This is a genomic window from Amycolatopsis sp. cmx-11-51, from assembly GCF_047608665.1.
GTDB lineage: Bacteria > Actinomycetota > Actinomycetes > Mycobacteriales > Pseudonocardiaceae > Amycolatopsis.
Genome location: NZ_JADNQO010000014.1, coordinates 137,148 through 153,183, shown reverse-complemented (window position 1 = coordinate 153,183; position 16,036 = coordinate 137,148). Strand labels below are relative to the sequence as shown.

Sequence of the window (16,036 nt, the reverse complement as noted above, 5' to 3'; positions counted from 1 at the left end):
TCGCAAAAAGAGACCCTCGACCGATGATCTTCTTGTCGGTCCCCTTCCGGAACAATGACCGGATGACCAGCCACGTGTTCGTCGACGAGAGCAAGGAAGGCGGCTACTTGGTGACGGCCGCCGCACTGCTCTCAGGCGACCTCACGTCCGCCCGGCGTGCCATGCGAAGCCTGGTGCTTCCCAGGCAACGCCGTCTGCATTTCACCCACGAGAACGACGGACGACGAAAACTCATTCTGGACACCATCGCCGAACTCGGGCCGCAAGTGAAGATCTATGACGCGTCGGCACATCATCGGCGGCGGCAACGCGAAGTCTGCCTCGCTGTGCTTGTCGAGGATCTCGCCGCCGCGGGAACACGAATGCTCGTCCTCGAAACCGACGAGTCCATCGTGGACCTCGACCGGAAGACCCTCTACCGATCCGTTCGCCGGCTGGTTGCCGAGACGTTCTCGAATACCGGCACTTACGGGCGTTCGAAGAACCGCTGCTCGCCATCCCAGACGCGCTGGCCTGGTGTTGGCAACGTGGTGGCCATTGGAAACGCCGCGCCGTCGAAATAGTAAATGAGGTCCAAGCACTTTGAGCCAGTGTCGCGTGATCCTGCAGGTCTTACCCGTGATTGGACGGCGATCTCCGGAGATCGCCGTCCAATCACGCGAGATCGCCGTCCAATCACGCGTAACCGCCGTCTGAGCACGCGAGATCGCCGTCCGAGGAACGAAACCCAACGTCAAGCAAGCAGGATCACGCGACACTAGGAGAGTTGGAGGTCCGGATACGCGAAACCCGGCCCACCCACCGTCCGGAAGGCTGCCGGGTCCACTTCGCCGATTTTGGAACCAGCGCTGATCGAAGTCTACCGCAACCCCTCTCGAAGGCCCCCCTCTCCGATCCCCTCATCGGGTTGGCGTTTCGCCGGACAGCCGCGCCGCGAAAGGCTAGCTTCACCCCGTGACCACCGGGAACGACTACCGCGCCATCGCGCGTAAGACCGACCGTCCGATGTGGATCTGGGCGGGCTGCGCGCTGACGAGTGTCCTGCTGCTGTTCGGCGTGGGCATCGTCGTCGCGATCACCCTGCTGAACAGGGACGAACCCGACACGGAAGCCGAGCTGCCGAAAGTCTGGCCGTCCAGATCCGGCGAAGCGCTCCGCCCGGTCCCGATGCCGAAGGGCGAGATGGTGACCGCGCTGACGGGCGGCACCGGCGCGCAGGTGCTGTGCCAGGCGATCCCGGAGCAGCGCTGGGAAGAGATCCTCGGCGGCCGCACGCTGCGGGAGGCGGGCGGTGCCTGCCACGCGGTCACCGCGGAACTCGACGTCAGCGCGCGGATGATCCCCGCGCTGCCCGAGGACACGAGCCGGGGCGTGCCCGCGAGGACCACCGTCGCCGGCAAACTCGCGGTCATCGCGTCCGACAAGGACGGCACCAGTTTGAGCGTCGAGCTGGTCGAGGTCGCGCCGCACAACGGCGCCTCGCCGGTGCTGAACGTCGCCATCCGCGGCAGGGTCCTCAAAGTCCCCGAGACCGAGAGCAAGGCGAAGGCGCTCGCCGAGGCGCTGATCGCCGGTGCGACGCCGCCCGGGCCGAAGTTGCCGAAAATCGGCGAAGACGGCGAGATCCCGCTCGAAAAACCCGCGCCCGGCCCGATCAAGGATCAGCCGCTCCCGGTGATCTCCTGGCTGCTGTGCGGCGAACTCGGCCGCGCGCTCGGGGTCCCGGTGGACACCGCGAAGCCCACCTTCTTCGCCGCCTGCGAGCTGAACGGCGTGACCGCGGACTACGGCGAGTTGTCCGCGACCGTCCGGCCGTCCACGAGCATCGCGGGGCTCCCGGCGCAAGTGACCGACAAGACCGTCATCGTGCAACTCACCGGTGATCCGGGCGGGGAAACGCTGAAGTTCAAGGGCACCGGCGATCTCACCGGGCTCGCCGAGAAGATGGTGCCGCCGCTGCTCGGCCGTTAGGCCCGGTAGTTCGACAGGAGGTCGCCGAGAAGGGTCTCGTACGCCTGCCACTCGACACTGTCGTCGCTGAAGAGACGAACACGCACCACAGCCGAGATCACCGGGGAACAACGGTGTCTGCTCCTGCACGGAAACCATCGAGCGCCGACGGTTCGACGCCGAGCTTGTTCACACCCGCTCCCTCTTCAGCACACGCAACCCGTTGCCGAACCGCCGCACCGGCAAATTCACCCCACCGCGCCGGATCAGCACGACGGCGCAGACCACCGCGGCGAGCGCCGAGATCGCGCCGCCGATGTAGAACGGCGAGCGGCCGCCGAAGGCGTCGGCGATCCAGCCGGTCATCGGGCCACCGATGGGGTTGCCGCCGATCAGCACGAGGACGTAGAGGCCCATCACGCGTCCGCGCATCTCCGGGCTGACCGCGGTCTGCACCAGCGCGTTCGCCGTGTTGAGGAAGGTGATCGTGGCGTAGCCGAGCGGGATCAGCGCGAGGCCGAAGGTCAGGTACGTCGGCATGAACGCGGTGACGACCTCGAACGCGCCGAGCAGGAACGCCGAGATCAGCAGCAGCCGCACGCGAGGACCACCGCGGGTGTTGCGGCGGGCCGACATCAGCGCGCCGGTGAAGGTGCCGACGGCGACCAGCGTCGACAAGAGCCCGTAGCCGTCGGCGTTGGTGTGGAAGACGTTCGCGGCGACGATCGGCAGCGAGGTGAAGTAGGTGATGCCGAACGTGCTCACGAAGAACACCAGCACCATCACGGTCATCAGGTCGCTGCGCCGCCGGACGTACCGCAGGCCCTCGACCAGTTGCCCCTTCTCACGCGGGATGGCCGGGCCGCGGAAGAGCTTGTCCGGGTCCATCATCACCAGCGCGGCGATGACGGCGCCCGTGCTCACCGCGTTCGCCATGAACAGCCAGCCGGTGCCGACCCAGGTGATCGCGAACCCCGCGATGGCCGGGCCGACGATACGGGCCATGTTGAAGATCGAGGAGTTGAGCGCGACGGCGTTGGTGACCTTGTCCCTGCCGACCATCTCGGCGACGAACGACTGCCGCGCGGGCACTTCCAGTGACGCCGTACAGCCCAGCGTGAAGCAGAGGAGGTACACGTGCCAGAGTTCCGCGATACCGCTCAGATCGAGCGCGCCGAGGACGACCGCCTGCGCCAGCACGACGATCTGGATACCGATCAGGAGCCGCCGCTTGTCGACCCGGTCGGCCAGTACCCCGGCCCACAGCGAGAGGAACAACGTCGGCGTGAACTGCAGCGCGACCGCGATGCCGAGGGCGACCGGGTCGTTGCCGCTGAGGGTGAACACCAGCCAGTCCTGCGCGATGCGCTGCATCCAGGTACCGATGTTCGAGATGACCTGGCCGGTGAAGAAGAGCCGGTAGTTCCGCACCTTCAGCGAGGAGAAAATCGTCCCGCGCGGCTTCTCGGCCGTGGGCGGTGGTGGAGCGGGTTCCCGGGTAGCAGTGGTCTTCGAAGGACACTGTGTTTCGCTACCCGTGGTCGTCACCGCTGTTAGTTCCCCGCCATCCTGTCGATGATCTCGGCGGCGCGAGAGAGCACTTCGCGTTCCTCCGCGCTCAACTCCGCCAATTGCTTGTCCAGCCAGATCTCCCGCGCGGTGATCTGCTCGATCACGTACGACCGGCCACGGTCCGACAACTCGACGATGGCCTGACGGCCGTCCGTCGGATGTGGCCTGCGCTCGACGTAACCCATCTCCTCGAGCGCGGCGATCACCCTCGTCATCGAGGGCGGCTGGACGCCTTCCTTCGCGGCGAGCTGGCCAGGGGTCAGCGCACCGCATTTGTGCAGCGTGGACAGCGCGGACACCTGGGTCAGCGAGATACCGTCACCGGCACGCTGGGCTCGCAGCCGTCGATTGAGCCGCACCACCGCGAGACGCAGGCGGCTCGCCAAAGAGCGCTCGTGCGTGTCTCCGGACATATAGTTAGCATACCTCACGATCGGATCATCGCCCCGTGAGATCGCCCACGGATGACATAACCACTGGTCAGGCGAATGCGGCCTGGATCGGCCCGACCGCGAAGTAGGCCACGAACATCACCGCGATGCCCCACATCAACGGGTGGACACCCTTCGCCTTGCCGGTGACCGCGCGGATGACGACGTAGCTGACGAAGCCCGCGCCGATACCGTTCGCGATCGAGTAGGTGAACGGCATGACCACGATGGTCAGGAACGCGGGCAGGGCGACGGTGAAGTCGGCGAAGTCGATCTCCTTGACCTGGCTCATCATCAACGCGCCGACGACGACCAACGCCGGAGCCGCGGCCTCGACCGGCACGATCTGGTACAGCGGCGTCAGGAACATGGCCGCGATGAAGAGCACGCCGGTGACCACGTTCGCCAGGCCGGTCCTGGCGCCCTCGGCGATTCCGGACGCGGACTCGACGAAGACGGTGTTCGAACTCGACGACGCGAAGCCACCCGCCACCGCGGCGGTGCCGTCGACGAACAGCGCCTTGCCGACATTCGGCAGTTTGCCGTCCGGTGGGAGGAGGTCCGCCTCCTTGGCCAGCCCGGTCATCGAGCCCATGGTGTCGAAGAAGTCCGCCAGCACCAGGGTGAACACCAGCAGCACGACGGTGATGATCGGCAGCCGCGTCCAGGCGCCGAAGGAGATGTCGCCGACCAGTGAGAGGTCCGGCAGGCCGAGGACCTGGTCCGGCAGCGCCGGGTAACCGAGGTTCCAGCCCTGCGGGTTGACGCCCTTGGACGGGCCGACCTTCGTGATCGCCTCGACCACGATCGCCAGCACGGTCGAGGCGAGGACGCCGATCAGGATCGCGCCCTTGACCCGCTTCGCCACCAGGATGCCGGTGAGCAGCAGGCCGACGACGAACACCACGGTCGGCCACGAAGCGATCGAACCGTCGATGCCGAGCCCGACCGGCACGGTGGTCTTCGCGTCGTCCGGGACGCGCCGGACGAATCCGGCGTCGACCAGGCCGATCAGGCAGATGAACAGGCCGATGCCGACGGCGATCGCCGATTTGAGCGGTGGCGGGACGGCGTTGAACACCGCCGTGCGGATCCCGGCGAAGACCAGCAGGACGATGACCAGTCCTTCGATCACCACCAGGCCCATCGCCTCCGGCCAGGTCATCTGCGAGGCGAAGGTGACCGCGATCAGGCTGTTGATGCCGAGGCCGGTGGCGATGGCGAACGGGTAGTTCGCGACCAGCCCCATGATGATGGTCAGTACGCCCGCGACCAGCGCCGTCACCGCGGCGACCTGAGGAACGGGGAGGATGTTGCCCAGGACGTCCTTGTGCGCGCCGGCGTCGGAAGCGGAGAAGCTGCCGATGATCAGCGGGTTGAGGACGACGATGTAGGCCATCGTGAAGAAGGTGACGATCCCGCCGCGGACCTCACGTCCCGGTGTCGAGCCGCGCTCACTGATCTTGAAGTACCGGTCCAGTGTGGACCGGGTGCGCTGCTCCGCCATCGCGTACCACCCTTCGCCCGTTGCCGGGTACCCTTCCCCACGTGGGCGAATCGATCGATTCCGGGGAAGTAAACGGTTCAGTGCGGCCAACGCCGGAGCTGCCGAAACAGCTGACCGACCTGACGCCGGTCGTGATCGTAGGTACCTCGCTCTGGGCGGTCGCGACCGTGGTCCTGTTGTTTGTGACCGACGGCATCTGGGTGCAGACGGCCCTCTCCGGCCTCGTGCTCGGCTTCGTCGGCCTCGCGATCATCGCCTGGCAACGCGCCGCCGCCCGGCGCGGCTCCAAAAGCGCCCAGCGCCTGTAACCCGCGATTAGTCCTCTAGTTGCGGTACTTGCACGGGGCAACTACCGCAACTAGAGGACTAATCGCGTTAGTTGAGGAGGGCCGACGGTGAGGGGTCGTCGAGCAGGGCCGTGAGGACGTGCCGATCGGCCCACCGGTCCGTGGCCCAGGCGAAGGCCCGCGCGAGGCCTTCGGGGGTATCGGCGGCGTGCAGCCTGCCGTCGGACCACCAGGCGACGACGCGCTCCGCGTCCTCGAAGGCCACCGCCAGCGCCTCGTGCAGCAGCACCCCGCCCTCGGGCAGCTCGACACCCAGCTGATCGGCGGCCAGCCGGAGCGCGGAAAGCTCCGTCCACGGCACGAACTCGCCGTCTTCGGTGACCTTGGCGTCGAGACCGCTCGCCACCGGCAGGTCCAGCAGTTCCGCCAGCGCCCCGGCGCCACTCGCCGAGACGACCATCCGCTCCGGCGCCAGCACAGCGGCGAACCACGGCACATCGAGCACGACGGCGTTCCCCGCGTCGGCGGCCGAACCGTCCGCGACCCGGACACGATCCGGCGCCCCGACGTCCACTGTGGATTCCGCGAGAACGGCGTGCGCCCGGGAAGCGAGCCCGGGGCTCACCGTGCGCTCCGGATCCCCAAGCCGCTCAAGCAGATCTTCGACGTCCTCGGCGGTCTCGGTTCCCAGCTCCGTCCGAACGCCCGCGGCGAGCAGGATCTCCTTGCTCAGTCCCGAATCCGGGACGACGTCGTAGAGACCGGCCAGCGCGGCGGCGTCCGGCATGCGCCAGTCGAGCGGCGCGTGCCCGTCCAGCAGCGCGTACCGCGCGAGCCACCAGCCGGCGTGCCCGCCGGGTTCGGTGAGGGCCCGCCAGGTTTCCGGGCGGGACGCCAGCAGCCGCAAGGCCTCGGGCCAGGCGTCGTCGGCGACCAGGTCGAGATCGCGCACGGCGAGCAGGCGGGACGGCGGCCGTTCGGACGAATCCCACCAGTCGTGCTCGTCGGGCAGGCCGTGCTCCGGCTCCAGCGGGTCTTCGTCGGTGACCAGCGCGAAAGAATTCAGCACGCCGACCGCGACAAGGGTGCCGACCGGCCAGTCCTCGGCGAAGTTTTCGTCCAGCACGGACAACGCGCCGTCTTCTTCGAACACCTCGGGATCGAGGATGTCACCCAGCGGCGAAGTGGGCAGGACGAGTTCGTCCGCGCGCCGCCAGCCGTCTTCGCCCGGAAGGGCCAAGGCACCCGCCCATTCGGGGGCGTCGTCGCCGACTTCGGCGATCAGTCGAAGCACCGCGCCCGCTAACGCCATACCGTCCAAACCGGACTGGACGTCTTCAACACTGCGCTCGACGGCCGCGCTCAGCGCGTCGGCTTCGAGCAGGTCACTCGCTTCAGAGTGCTTGGCGCCCAGGCGTTCCAACAACGGATGCGCGGCGACCGGGTGCACGAGCCGCAGGCCGATGATGTCCACATCGGACAGCAGTTCGAGCAGTTCCGCCGAGCCGCCGACGAGTAGCGCGTCGCGCACTCCGGGCAGGGTACGGCCGTCCGACATCGGGACCGGCAGGGCGCCGAGGTCGTCCTTGGTGAGGTCGTGCGCTTCGAGCGCCGGGAGCAGCACGTCGTAGAGCGAGTGCCACCACGACGGCTCGCGCTGGACCCCGGTCAGCAGTTCGATCGCCTCAGCGGGCGAAAGGGCCTGAGCACCGACAGCACGAAGGTCCACACCGGACAGTGAGACCAGTCCTGGCACCAAATCGGCCAGCAGGGGCGCCAACCCCGGCACGTCCACCGAAAGGACCCGCGCCTGACGCCCCGGCAAGTCGTCACCCGCTTGCGCGGGAAGCCATGGCGAATCGGCGAGGTTTTCGAGAATGGCCTCGCGCAGTGTTCCGTCCACAGTGGAACGTGGGAACCCGCCACCGGGGACGAGCGCCAGGCGTTCCTTCGAGGGCAGGGAGCGGACGAGATCGACGTACTCCCGCGCGGCGTTCTTCAGTGCCGCGGTCAGCTCCGGCCCCGGCAGCGCGCGACGACGCGACGGCTCGATCGGCAGCGTCGCGATCAGTCGCGCGGGCAGGGAAAGTTCGTCATCGGTCGGCGTCGGGGCGTGCAGGACGTCCTCGCCGAGCGGACGCGGCGAGCCGGATCCATCGAGCGGAACGGCCCAGACGACCTCACCGCGATGGACCTGCCAGTGCTCGGCGGAACCGTCCGGTGACGAGAGTTCGACGACGCCGTCGCCGAGATCGGTGCGGCGCCAGGCACCACCTTCGACCTCGATGCTCTCCAGCCAGGACAGGGTGAGCAGAAGGTCACCGACGTCGTTCTTCAGGTCCGCCAGCAACGCGGGAAGGTCGACGCCCTCGCGCACCGGGAGCCGGACCTCGGTGATGAACCCTTCAGGCAGGGGAGGTTCGCCGCCTCCAACCGGCCACGGGAGCCGGAGCACGGGGACATCACCGGTTCGGGCGGCTTCGGCACGCGTGCGGTCCGCGGAGAACGCGACCCCGCCGGTCGCCGAAACGATCCGCGGTTCGGCGGAAACCGTGAGCACGGCGGCGAACCCGACACCGAAGCGGCCGACAGTCTCTTCACCCTTGCCGGAAGCGCGAAGGGAGGCAAGGGATTCGACGCCGCGCGCGTCCAGTGGCGCGCCCGTGTTTGCGAACCTCAGCTCACCGTCCACAACGGACACCCGGAGCCTGCCAGGCTCACCCGCGGCCAGCGCGGCGTCGGCGGCGTTCTGCGCCAGCTCGACGAACAGCCGGTCACGGTAGCCGCCGACGCGCAGATCGTTCTCGGTGTTGGTGTCCTCGGTGAACCGCGTCGGCGAATCCGCCCACGCACGCAGGACGGCGGCACGTAACCGCTCGGTGCCGAACGGGTCAGTGCTCACTGGCGCTTTCGGTTTCGGGCTGAGCTTCGGGAGTTTCGGTCTCGGCGACCTCGGGTTCGACCTCCGGCTGGACCTCGGCGGTCTCGGGCACCTCGACCACCGGCGCCTCGGACTCGTCGACGACCGTGGCCTCGGCGAACTCGGCCTCGGTCTCGGTCGATTCGGCGGGCTCGGCTTCGACGGGTGCCTCGGGAGCGGACTCGAAGTCGATCAGCGAGTCGTCGTAGACCAGTTCCGCCACCGGTACCGACGAGGTCACCTCGACCTCGATCTCGGAGTGCGCGCCACAGCCGTACGCGACGTCGACGACGTGCCCGTCCGCCGGGGAGATGTCGTTGGTGCACGCGCCGAAGGCCGCGCTGAGCGACCCCGCGAGCGACACGAAGAACCCGCAACCGCCGCAGACGTCCGGCGCGCTGCGCGCCATGTCCGACCGCGGGCCGAATTCGCCGTCGTGCCAGCGGGCGGCGGCGTCGAGCCTGCCGTACCGGGACAGCACGTGGACCCGGCCGAGCCCGGTCTCCTTGGCGACCTCTTCGACCGCGGGATCGTCGGACGCCAGGTACGCCGGAGCGAGCCGCGGGTCGTCCTTCTCCACCGGGAAGATGTCGCCGACACCGAGGTCGCCGGCCTGGACGCGGCGCTCCCACGGCACCCACGCCGGGGCGACCCGCGCGTCCGGACCGGGGATGAGCACGACCTCGCTGATCGTGACCGGCTCTTCCTCGCCGGCGAGCGCGACCGTCACCGACCAGCGCCAGCCGCGATAACCCGTCACGGTCGCCTCGAACAGGTGGCTCGCGGAAACCGCGTCCTCCCGGTCGACGCCGACGTGCGCGCCGACCTGTTCGGCACCGGCGTCCTCCAGCACCGCCGCGCGGGCGAGTTCGACCGCCTCGGCGAGTTTGCGCTGGATAGAGCCGTCGTCCAGGGTCAACAGCAGGGTCATGCCCCCATTCTGCCGCACGCGATATCGCGGTCCGTGTCAGGCTGTCCGCGTGCGCACGCCGATGACCACCTCGCTCCTGCTGGCCGCCGTCCTCGGTGGCTGTGCCGCCGCGCCGGTGAGCGATGCCACCCCGCCCGCGCCGGAGAAACTCGAGGTGCGGGTGCTTTCGTCCCTGCCACACGACGCGGCCGCCTTCACCCAGGGCCTCGAGTTCTCCGGCGAGACGCTGTACGAAGGGACCGGCCTGGTCGGGAAATCGTCGATGCGGGCCGGGCCCGCGGGCGCGGCGCCGTCGGTCCGCCGGGAACTACCGGGTCTGTTCGGCGAAGGCATCACCGTGCTCGGGCCGACGGCCTGGCAGATCACCTGGCAGGACGGCGTCGCGATCGAACGCGACGCCAAGACGCTGGCCGAGCGCAGGCGCGTGAACTACACGGGTGAAGGCTGGGGCCTGTGTCACCTCGACGGGCGACTGGTGATGAGTGACGGCTCGTCGAAGCTGACCTTCCGTGATCCCGCGTCCTTCGCGCCGACGGGCAGCGTCGACGTCGGGCGTGGCCAGCTGAACGAACTGGAGTGCGTCGGGGACTCGGTGTACGCGAACGTCTGGCAGACGGACGAGATCCTGCGGATCGACGCCGCGACCGGGCGGGTCACCGGCGAGATCGACGCGTCCGGACTCCTCAGCCCCGAGGAACGGAGCTCCGCCGACGTGCTCAACGGCATCGCGGCGGTACCCGGCACCGGCGATTTCCTGCTCACCGGCAAGCTCTGGCCCAAGATGTTCCGGGTGAAGTTCGTCCCTGCCGCCTAGAAAGCAGTGGTGAGCGCGCGCGGCGGGTCTCGCGTAAGGCAGGATTGAAGGGTGGGAATCTTCGGCTCGAACTCCAAACCCGACGGCACGCGTTCCGGTCGGGCGGGCAAGGAGCGCGGCCGCAAGAGCAAGCGGAAGTGGACGCCGGAACCCGGCGCGACCCAGGCACGCAGCTGGTCCGCGCCGCCGCCGACCCGCGTCGACCAGCAGCCGGTGCCACCGGGCCCGCCCCGCGCGGCCCGGCCCCACCCGCAGTACCAGCCTCATCCGGCCGGGCCGACCGCCGACGAGGCGCGCACCGGCGCGATCCCGATGGGGCACCACCAGCCACCACCGCCGCCACCGCCTCGGACACCGCCGCGCGGCGCGCGGCCGTACCCCGATCCTTCGCAGCGGCAGACCGAACCCGTCCGGCGTCGTCCCGGCGGGTTCTACGACGACCACCCGCCGGGCAGCGGCGAGTACGAGCACTACGACACCGGCGGCTACGCGGGCGAACCGCGCGGCGCCGGGGAACTTCCGCAGGAGCACCCGACGACCGCTGTCCCGCCGCGGGCGGGCGGGATGCCGAAGCTGCCGAAGAAGATCACGGTCACCCGGGTCGCGGCGATGCGCAGCCGTCAGCTCACCGGGCAGGCCGTCGGCGCGTTCCAGCGCGCGACGAAGGCGGACGGCGCCGACAAGTCGGGCCTGACTTCGCTGACGTACGCGGTGATGCTGAACTACGCCAGCGACGCCGCGATGGCGATCGCGCTGGCCAACACGCTGTTCTTCGCCGCGACCAGCGGGGAGAGCAAGGGGAAGGTCGCGCTCTACCTGCTCATCACGATCGCCCCGTTCGCGCTGGTGGCGCCGGTGATCGGCCCGGCACTGGACAAGATCCAGCGCGGCCGCAGGCTCGCGATGTGCGTGTCTTCGGCAGGCCAGGCACTGATGGCCATCGTGATGGCGCTGCATTTCGACGACTGGCTCCTGTACCCGGCGGCGCTGGGCATGATGGTGCTGTCGAAGTCGTTCACCGTGCTCAAAGCGGCGATGACGCCCCGGGTGCTGCCACCCGAGATCACCCTGTCGAAAACGAACGCCCGGCTCACCGTGTTCGGCCTGGTCGCCGCCGGTGTGTTCGGCGCGCTGGCGAGCGGGGTCAACGCGATCTGGGGCTCACAGGGCGCGCTGTGGTTCACCATGGTGATCTGCGTCGCGGCCGCCGTGCAGTCGATGCGGATCCCGTCGTGGGTCGAGAAGACCGAGGGCGAGGTCCCGGCTTCGCTGTCCGCGCATCCCGAGCGGCGGATCAAGAAGCAGCGGCAGCCGATGGGTCGGCAGATCGTCATCTCGCTGTGGGGCAACGGCACCGTCCGCGTGCTGACCGGGTTCCTGATGATGTTCTCCGCGTTCGCGGTGAAGGCGCAGGCCGAAGGCAGCGGGCAGAGCCCGTTCGACCAGTTGCTGCTGCTCGGCATCATCGGCGCCGCGGCGGGCGCCGGTGGTTTCCTGGGGAACGCGCTCGGCTCCCGGCTGCACTTCGGCAAACCGGATCAAGTGATCCTGGCCTGTGTCGGAGCCTGTCTCGGCATCTCGGTCATCGCCACCGTGGCGGCCGGGCTGGCGACGGCGGCGATCGTCGCGCTCGTCGGCGCGACCGCGAGCGCGCTGGCGAAGATCAGCCTCGACGCCGTCATCCAGGAGGACCTGCCGGAAGAGTCGCGCGCTTCGGCGTTCGGGCGGTCCGAAACCGTACTGCAGATGGCCTGGTGCTTCGGCGGTGCCGTCGGCCTGCTGCTGCCGCCGACGTACTGGATCGGGTTCCTCGTGCTGTCGATCCTGCTGGCCGTCGGCTTCACGCAGACGTTCATGGTCCGGCGCGGGACCTCGCTGATCCCCGGTCTCGGCGGCGACCGCCCGCTGCGCCCGGAGCCGACCAGCGAATCGCCCCTCCCGTCGGAGGCCGGTGACTCCCGGTGGCGGCCGGGCTCGTAATCTTCACCGTATGCGGCGACTTCGTATTTCGGCCCTGCTCGCGGCGGGGGTTCTCGTGGTGGCCGGTTGCTCGGCCCCCGGCCCCGAAGAGGTGACCTTCTTCGCCGACGGGAAGACGGTGAACGTCACCCCGTTGGCGTCCTGCGACATCACGAGCGCCCAGTGCACCACCAAACCCGACGCCGCGGGCAAGCTGCGTGTCCGGCCGGGGAAGCCGGTGCAGATCTCGGTGCCGAGCGGGATCGCGGAAACGCCGTGGAAGGTCACGGTGCAGTACGTGAACGCCCACGGCGAGCCGCAGGAACTGAAGCAGGACATCATCACGTCGCTGGACCGGTTCGCCTACACCGTGACGACACCCCGGCCCGACGACCAGATCCTCGTCGTCGAGGTGGCGCAGGCTTCGGTGATCAGCCAGACGGGGCGTCCGGAGGACGCGGAAGCGGTCACCACGGCGATCTGGTCGCTCCAGGTGGAACCGCCCACCCTCTGAGCGCAGCGCGTGCTATGAACGGCCCGTTACTTGCAAATTTTGCAAGTAACGGGCCGTTCATAGCATCCGGAGGGGTGCAGATCAGGGATCGAGGTCCCGGGCGACGGCGCGCATGATCTCGGCGATCTGCTTCGTGTTCTTGCGGTCCGGGTAGCGGTTACGCCGCAGGTCCGGCTGCGCTTTGAGCTCGAGCAACTTGATCATGTCCTCGATGAGCCCGTGCAGCTCCTCGGCGGGACGGCGGCGCGCCTCGGCGACCGAGGGCGGCGGGTCCAGCAGCCGGACCGAGAGCGCTTGGGGGCCGCGGCGGCCGTCGGCGACACCGAACTCGAGGCGCTGGCCAGCCTTGAGCCCTTCGACGCCCTGCGGCAGCGCGGCTTTACGGATGTAGACGTCGGCGCCCCCATCCTGGGTGACGAAACCGAAACCCTTCTCCGCGTCGTACCACTTGACCTTGCCGGTCGGCACTTCCCTCACCAGTCCTTTGCTGTCCCGCTCACAACGAACGCGCCCGGGGGCGTACCCAGGGCGCGCGTCCCGTAAGCGTATCTCGACACCTGCCCTGTGGAGAAGCGGATACCGGCGGATACCCTTTGTTTCATGGAGACCGCAGCAAAGGAGGCCGCCGTGGCCGTCCCCGAAAAGCCCGGCAAGCCCATCCTCATGCGCGTGGGCATCGGCCTGTTCGCGATCGGCATGATCGCCGTCACAGCCGTGTTCGTCCTGTTCGCCGCCGGGTTGGAGAACCTGCCGGTGTGGCTGTCCGCCGCGGCGGGCGTGGTCACCCCGCTGGGTCTGGCTCTCGGCCTGATCGCCCTGGTTCGCGAGGCTCGCCGAAAGAGCTGAACCAGCCGGGGAACTCGGTCAGGGAATCGAACACCACGTCGGCCCCTTCCGCGAGCAGTTCGGCCTTGGTGCACGGGCCCGTCGTGACCCCGACGGGTACCGCGCCCGCCGCCAGCGCGCCGCGGACGTCGCCGAGGTGGTCCCCGACGTAGACCTGGGCGCCGTGCTCGGTGAGCGCGGCGGCCTTCTGTGTCGACCACAGCTCACCGACCAGGACGTCGACCTCGAGACCGAGGGCGTCCAGGTGCAGTTTCGCGTTGGGTCCGTACTTCCCGGTGACGACGACGGTGCGTCCGCCCGCTTCGCGGACCGCGTGCAGTGCTTGGGCCGCCCCTGGCAGCGCGACCGTCACCGGCACGACGGTCTCCGGGTACATCGCGCGGAACCGCGTCACCAGTTCCGGGATGCGCTCTTCCGGTGCCCCGAACCCCCGCAGGCTGTCGTCGAGGGGCGGGCCGAGGTTGGCCGCGAAGAACTCTCCGTCCAGCGGCAGACCGGATTCCACACCGAGCGCGTTCATCACCGCGACCATGCCCGGCCGCGGATCGATCAGTGTCATGTCGAGGTCGAACCCCACGGTGATGCCCACACCGCCACGGTAGCCGCCACCACCGACGGATTTACGCCGGACAGGTACTCGTCAACTCCTTTGACATGAGCGTGCTCTGTGTCAAGCTGGAAGTGTGGGCGAGATCACGAGCTTCTCCGATCGAACCAAGGCCTCTCTGCGGGAGGCGCTCCTCGAAGCCGCCACCGAACTGCTCACCGAGCGCGGCTTCACGGCGCTGCGGATGGCGGACGTCGCCGCGCACGCCGGGGTGAGCAGGCAGACCGTCTACAACGAGTTCGGCAACAAGGCCGCGCTCGCCGAGGCCGTCGTGCTCCGGACGACCTCGGAGTTCCTGGAGGGCATCCGGCTGCGCGTCGAGCACGCGCGAAACCTCCGCGACGGCATCCGCGAGGCCGTCGTCTACACCATCGAGCACGCCCGCGAGAACCGCCTGGTCGCCACCGCGCTGGGCACCGGGGCCGGTGAAGACCTCTTGCCGTTGCTCACCACCAAGGGCGAACCGATCCTGACCGCCGCCACCGAGGTCGCGGCCGGGCAGTACCGCGAGTTCGAGCCGTCGCTCTCGACGGGGTCCGCCGCGCTGCTGGCGGAGACCGTCGTGCGGCTTTCTCTGTCCCATCTCGTCATGCCGACGCATTCGGCCGACGAGGCGGCGGCTTCCGTCGTCGCCGTGCTGGCACCGGCCATCCGGGCACTGACCCACGATTCGAAGGAGACCTTGTGACCGACACGCTCTCTGAGCTGCGGACCGGTTTTTCCTCTCTGCGCAAGGGCGGGCTGAACTGGGACTCGTTCCCGCTACGGCTGTTCGCCAAGGGCAACAAGAAGTTCTGGAATCCCGCCGACATCGACTTCTCCCGTGAACGCGAGGGCTGGGACACCCTCAACCCGGAGCAGCAGCGGTCGGCGACGTACCTCGTGGCGCAGTTCATCGCGGGGGAAGAGGCGGTCACGGAGGACATCCAGCCGTTCATGCGGGCGATGTCCGCGACCGGCCGGTTCGGCGACGAGATGTACCTGACGCAGTTCTGTTTCGAAGAGGCCAAGCACACCGAGGTGTTCCGACGCTGGATGGACGCCGTCGGCCTGACCGAGGACCTGCATCCGTACGTCGCCGAGAATCCCCACTACCGCAAGCTTTTCTACGAAGAGCTGCCGCGGTCACTGCGGGCGCTGGAGGACGATCCCAGTCCGCTCAACCAGATCCGCGCGAGCGTCACCTACAACCACGTCATCGAAGGCAGTCTCGCGCTGACCGGGTACTACTCGTGGCAGCTGATCTGCACGCAGCACGACATCCTGCCGGGCATGCAGGAACTCGTGCGCCGCATCGGCGACGACGAACGCCGCCACATGGCCTGGGGCACCTTCACCTGCCGCCGTCACGTCGCCGCGGACGACTCGCTCTGGGACGCGGTGCAGCAGCGCATGGGCGAGCTGCTTCCCCACGCGCTCAACATGATCCAGTGGGTACAGGACCAGTTCGAGGAGGTCCCGTTCGACAACGACCCGGAGGAGATCATCCAGTACGCGGCCGATCGGGCGCAGCGCCGTCTCGGCGCGATCGAGTCCGCGCGCGGAATGCCGGTGGAGCAGATCGACCTCGACTACTCGCCGGAGAACCTCGAAGAGACCTTCGGTGAAGAAGACGCGAAGGCGATCGCCGCGGCCGCTACCAACTCCGCCGCTTAACGGGAGCTGAAGGGGACTTTGCCCGCGTCTCATGCGGTGAAG

Annotated in this window: 16 protein-coding genes; 9 read left to right on the top strand and 7 right to left on the bottom strand. The window is 68.7% G+C overall.

What is annotated here, in order from left to right; genetic code table 11:
- The first annotated feature begins 62 nt into the window (after nt 1-62).
- Nucleotides 63-563 (top strand): hypothetical protein, encoded by a 501-nt coding sequence (locus tag ACM6LU_RS32605; RefSeq protein ID WP_414941653.1) that lies wholly within the window; start codon nt 63-65, stop codon nt 561-563.
- 391 nt (nt 564-954) lie between these two features.
- A complete protein-coding gene (locus ACM6LU_RS32600; protein ID WP_414941652.1) occupies nt 955-1,971 on the top strand; it encodes a hypothetical protein in 1,017 nt (338 codons plus the stop codon).
- Nucleotides 1,972-2,139: 168 nt separating this feature from the next.
- On the opposite strand, the gene ACM6LU_RS32595 is transcribed toward ACM6LU_RS32600, so the two are convergent.
- The 3 genes from ACM6LU_RS32595 to ACM6LU_RS32585 form a co-directional block, all read right to left on the bottom strand.
- Nucleotides 2,140-3,399 (bottom strand): MFS transporter, encoded by a 1,260-nt coding sequence (locus ACM6LU_RS32595; RefSeq protein ID WP_414941683.1) that lies wholly within the window; start codon nt 3,397-3,399, stop codon nt 2,140-2,142.
- Nucleotides 3,400-3,503: 104 nt separating this feature from the next.
- A complete protein-coding gene (locus ACM6LU_RS32590) occupies nt 3,504-3,935 on the bottom strand; it encodes a MarR family winged helix-turn-helix transcriptional regulator (RefSeq protein WP_414941651.1) in 432 nt (143 codons plus the stop codon).
- Between the two features lie 67 nt (nt 3,936-4,002).
- Nucleotides 4,003-5,460, bottom strand: a complete 1,458-nt coding sequence (locus tag ACM6LU_RS32585) for an NCS2 family permease (protein WP_414941650.1) — start codon at nt 5,458-5,460, stop codon at nt 4,003-4,005.
- Between the two features lie 80 nt (nt 5,461-5,540).
- On the opposite strand from ACM6LU_RS32585, the gene ACM6LU_RS32580 reads away from it, so the two are divergent.
- On the top strand, nt 5,541-5,768 hold the full coding sequence (locus ACM6LU_RS32580) for a DUF2530 domain-containing protein (RefSeq protein ID WP_414941682.1): 228 nt from the start codon (nt 5,541-5,543) through the stop codon (nt 5,766-5,768).
- A 67-nt stretch (nt 5,769-5,835) separates the two neighbouring features.
- On the opposite strand, the gene ACM6LU_RS32575 is transcribed toward ACM6LU_RS32580, so the two are convergent.
- Nucleotides 5,836-8,649 (bottom strand): sacsin N-terminal ATP-binding-like domain-containing protein, encoded by a 2,814-nt coding sequence (locus ACM6LU_RS32575; RefSeq protein WP_414941649.1) that lies wholly within the window; start codon nt 8,647-8,649, stop codon nt 5,836-5,838.
- Nucleotides 8,639-9,598 carry a DUF3027 domain-containing protein gene (locus ACM6LU_RS32570; protein WP_414941648.1) on the bottom strand — a complete coding sequence of 320 codons (960 nt, stop codon included), beginning with the start codon at nt 9,596-9,598 and terminating at the stop codon, nt 8,639-8,641. Before ACM6LU_RS32570 ends, ACM6LU_RS32575 begins: the two co-directional genes overlap by 11 nt.
- Nucleotides 9,599-9,647: 49 nt before the next feature.
- On the opposite strand from ACM6LU_RS32570, the gene ACM6LU_RS32565 reads away from it, so the two are divergent.
- The 3 genes from ACM6LU_RS32565 to ACM6LU_RS32555 are packed head-to-tail and all read left to right on the top strand — an operon-like array spanning nt 9,648 to nt 12,885.
- Nucleotides 9,648-10,412 carry a glutaminyl-peptide cyclotransferase gene (locus tag ACM6LU_RS32565; protein ID WP_414941647.1) on the top strand — a complete coding sequence of 255 codons (765 nt, stop codon included), beginning with the start codon at nt 9,648-9,650 and terminating at the stop codon, nt 10,410-10,412.
- A 51-nt stretch (nt 10,413-10,463) separates the two neighbouring features.
- A complete protein-coding gene (locus ACM6LU_RS32560) occupies nt 10,464-12,392 on the top strand; it encodes an MFS transporter (protein ID WP_414941646.1) in 1,929 nt (642 codons plus the stop codon).
- A 10-nt stretch (nt 12,393-12,402) separates the two neighbouring features.
- A complete protein-coding gene (locus tag ACM6LU_RS32555) occupies nt 12,403-12,885 on the top strand; it encodes a DUF2771 family protein (protein ID WP_414941645.1) in 483 nt (160 codons plus the stop codon).
- An 81-nt stretch (nt 12,886-12,966) separates the two neighbouring features.
- Here ACM6LU_RS32555 and ACM6LU_RS32550 read toward each other — a convergent pair whose 3' ends face one another.
- Nucleotides 12,967-13,353, bottom strand: a complete 387-nt coding sequence (locus ACM6LU_RS32550; RefSeq protein ID WP_101610878.1) for a cold-shock protein — start codon at nt 13,351-13,353, stop codon at nt 12,967-12,969.
- Nucleotides 13,354-13,485: 132 nt separating this feature from the next.
- Between ACM6LU_RS32550 and ACM6LU_RS32545 the strand changes: the two genes are divergently transcribed.
- Nucleotides 13,486-13,731, top strand: a complete 246-nt coding sequence (locus tag ACM6LU_RS32545; RefSeq protein ID WP_414941644.1) for a hypothetical protein — start codon at nt 13,486-13,488, stop codon at nt 13,729-13,731.
- Here the strand turns inward: ACM6LU_RS32545 and ACM6LU_RS32540 are convergent.
- Nucleotides 13,667-14,320 (bottom strand): HAD family hydrolase, encoded by a 654-nt coding sequence (locus ACM6LU_RS32540; protein ID WP_414941643.1) that lies wholly within the window; start codon nt 14,318-14,320, stop codon nt 13,667-13,669. The two genes, ACM6LU_RS32545 and ACM6LU_RS32540, sit on opposite strands and share 65 nt — an antisense overlap.
- A 94-nt stretch (nt 14,321-14,414) precedes the next feature.
- Between ACM6LU_RS32540 and ACM6LU_RS32535 the strand changes: the two genes are divergently transcribed.
- Both ACM6LU_RS32535 and ACM6LU_RS32530 read left to right on the top strand, forming a co-directional pair.
- Nucleotides 14,415-15,026 (top strand): TetR/AcrR family transcriptional regulator, encoded by a 612-nt coding sequence (locus ACM6LU_RS32535; protein ID WP_414941642.1) that lies wholly within the window; start codon nt 14,415-14,417, stop codon nt 15,024-15,026.
- Nucleotides 15,023-15,994 (top strand): R2-like ligand-binding oxidase, encoded by a 972-nt coding sequence (locus ACM6LU_RS32530; protein WP_414941641.1) that lies wholly within the window; start codon nt 15,023-15,025, stop codon nt 15,992-15,994. The genes ACM6LU_RS32535 and ACM6LU_RS32530 overlap by 4 nt, the downstream gene beginning before the upstream one ends.
- Nucleotides 15,995-16,036: the final 42 nt, after the last annotated feature.

Excerpts from the sequence above, each read along its gene's own strand:
- ACM6LU_RS32545 (WP_414941644.1), top strand. The coding sequence starts at position 13,486 with ATGGAGACCGCAGCAAAGGAGGCCGCCGTGGCCGTCCCCGAAAAGCCC.
- ACM6LU_RS32590 (WP_414941651.1), bottom strand. The coding sequence starts at position 3,935 with ATGTCCGGAGACACGCACGAGCGCTCTTTGGCGAGCCGCCTGCGTCTC.
- ACM6LU_RS32555 (WP_414941645.1), top strand. The coding sequence starts at position 12,403 with ATGCGGCGACTTCGTATTTCGGCCCTGCTCGCGGCGGGGGTTCTCGTG.
- ACM6LU_RS32585 (WP_414941650.1), bottom strand. The coding sequence starts at position 5,460 with ATGGCGGAGCAGCGCACCCGGTCCACACTGGACCGGTACTTCAAGATC.
- ACM6LU_RS32570 (WP_414941648.1), bottom strand. The coding sequence starts at position 9,598 with ATGACCCTGCTGTTGACCCTGGACGACGGCTCTATCCAGCGCAAACTC.
- ACM6LU_RS32605 (WP_414941653.1), top strand. The coding sequence starts at position 63 with ATGACCAGCCACGTGTTCGTCGACGAGAGCAAGGAAGGCGGCTACTTG.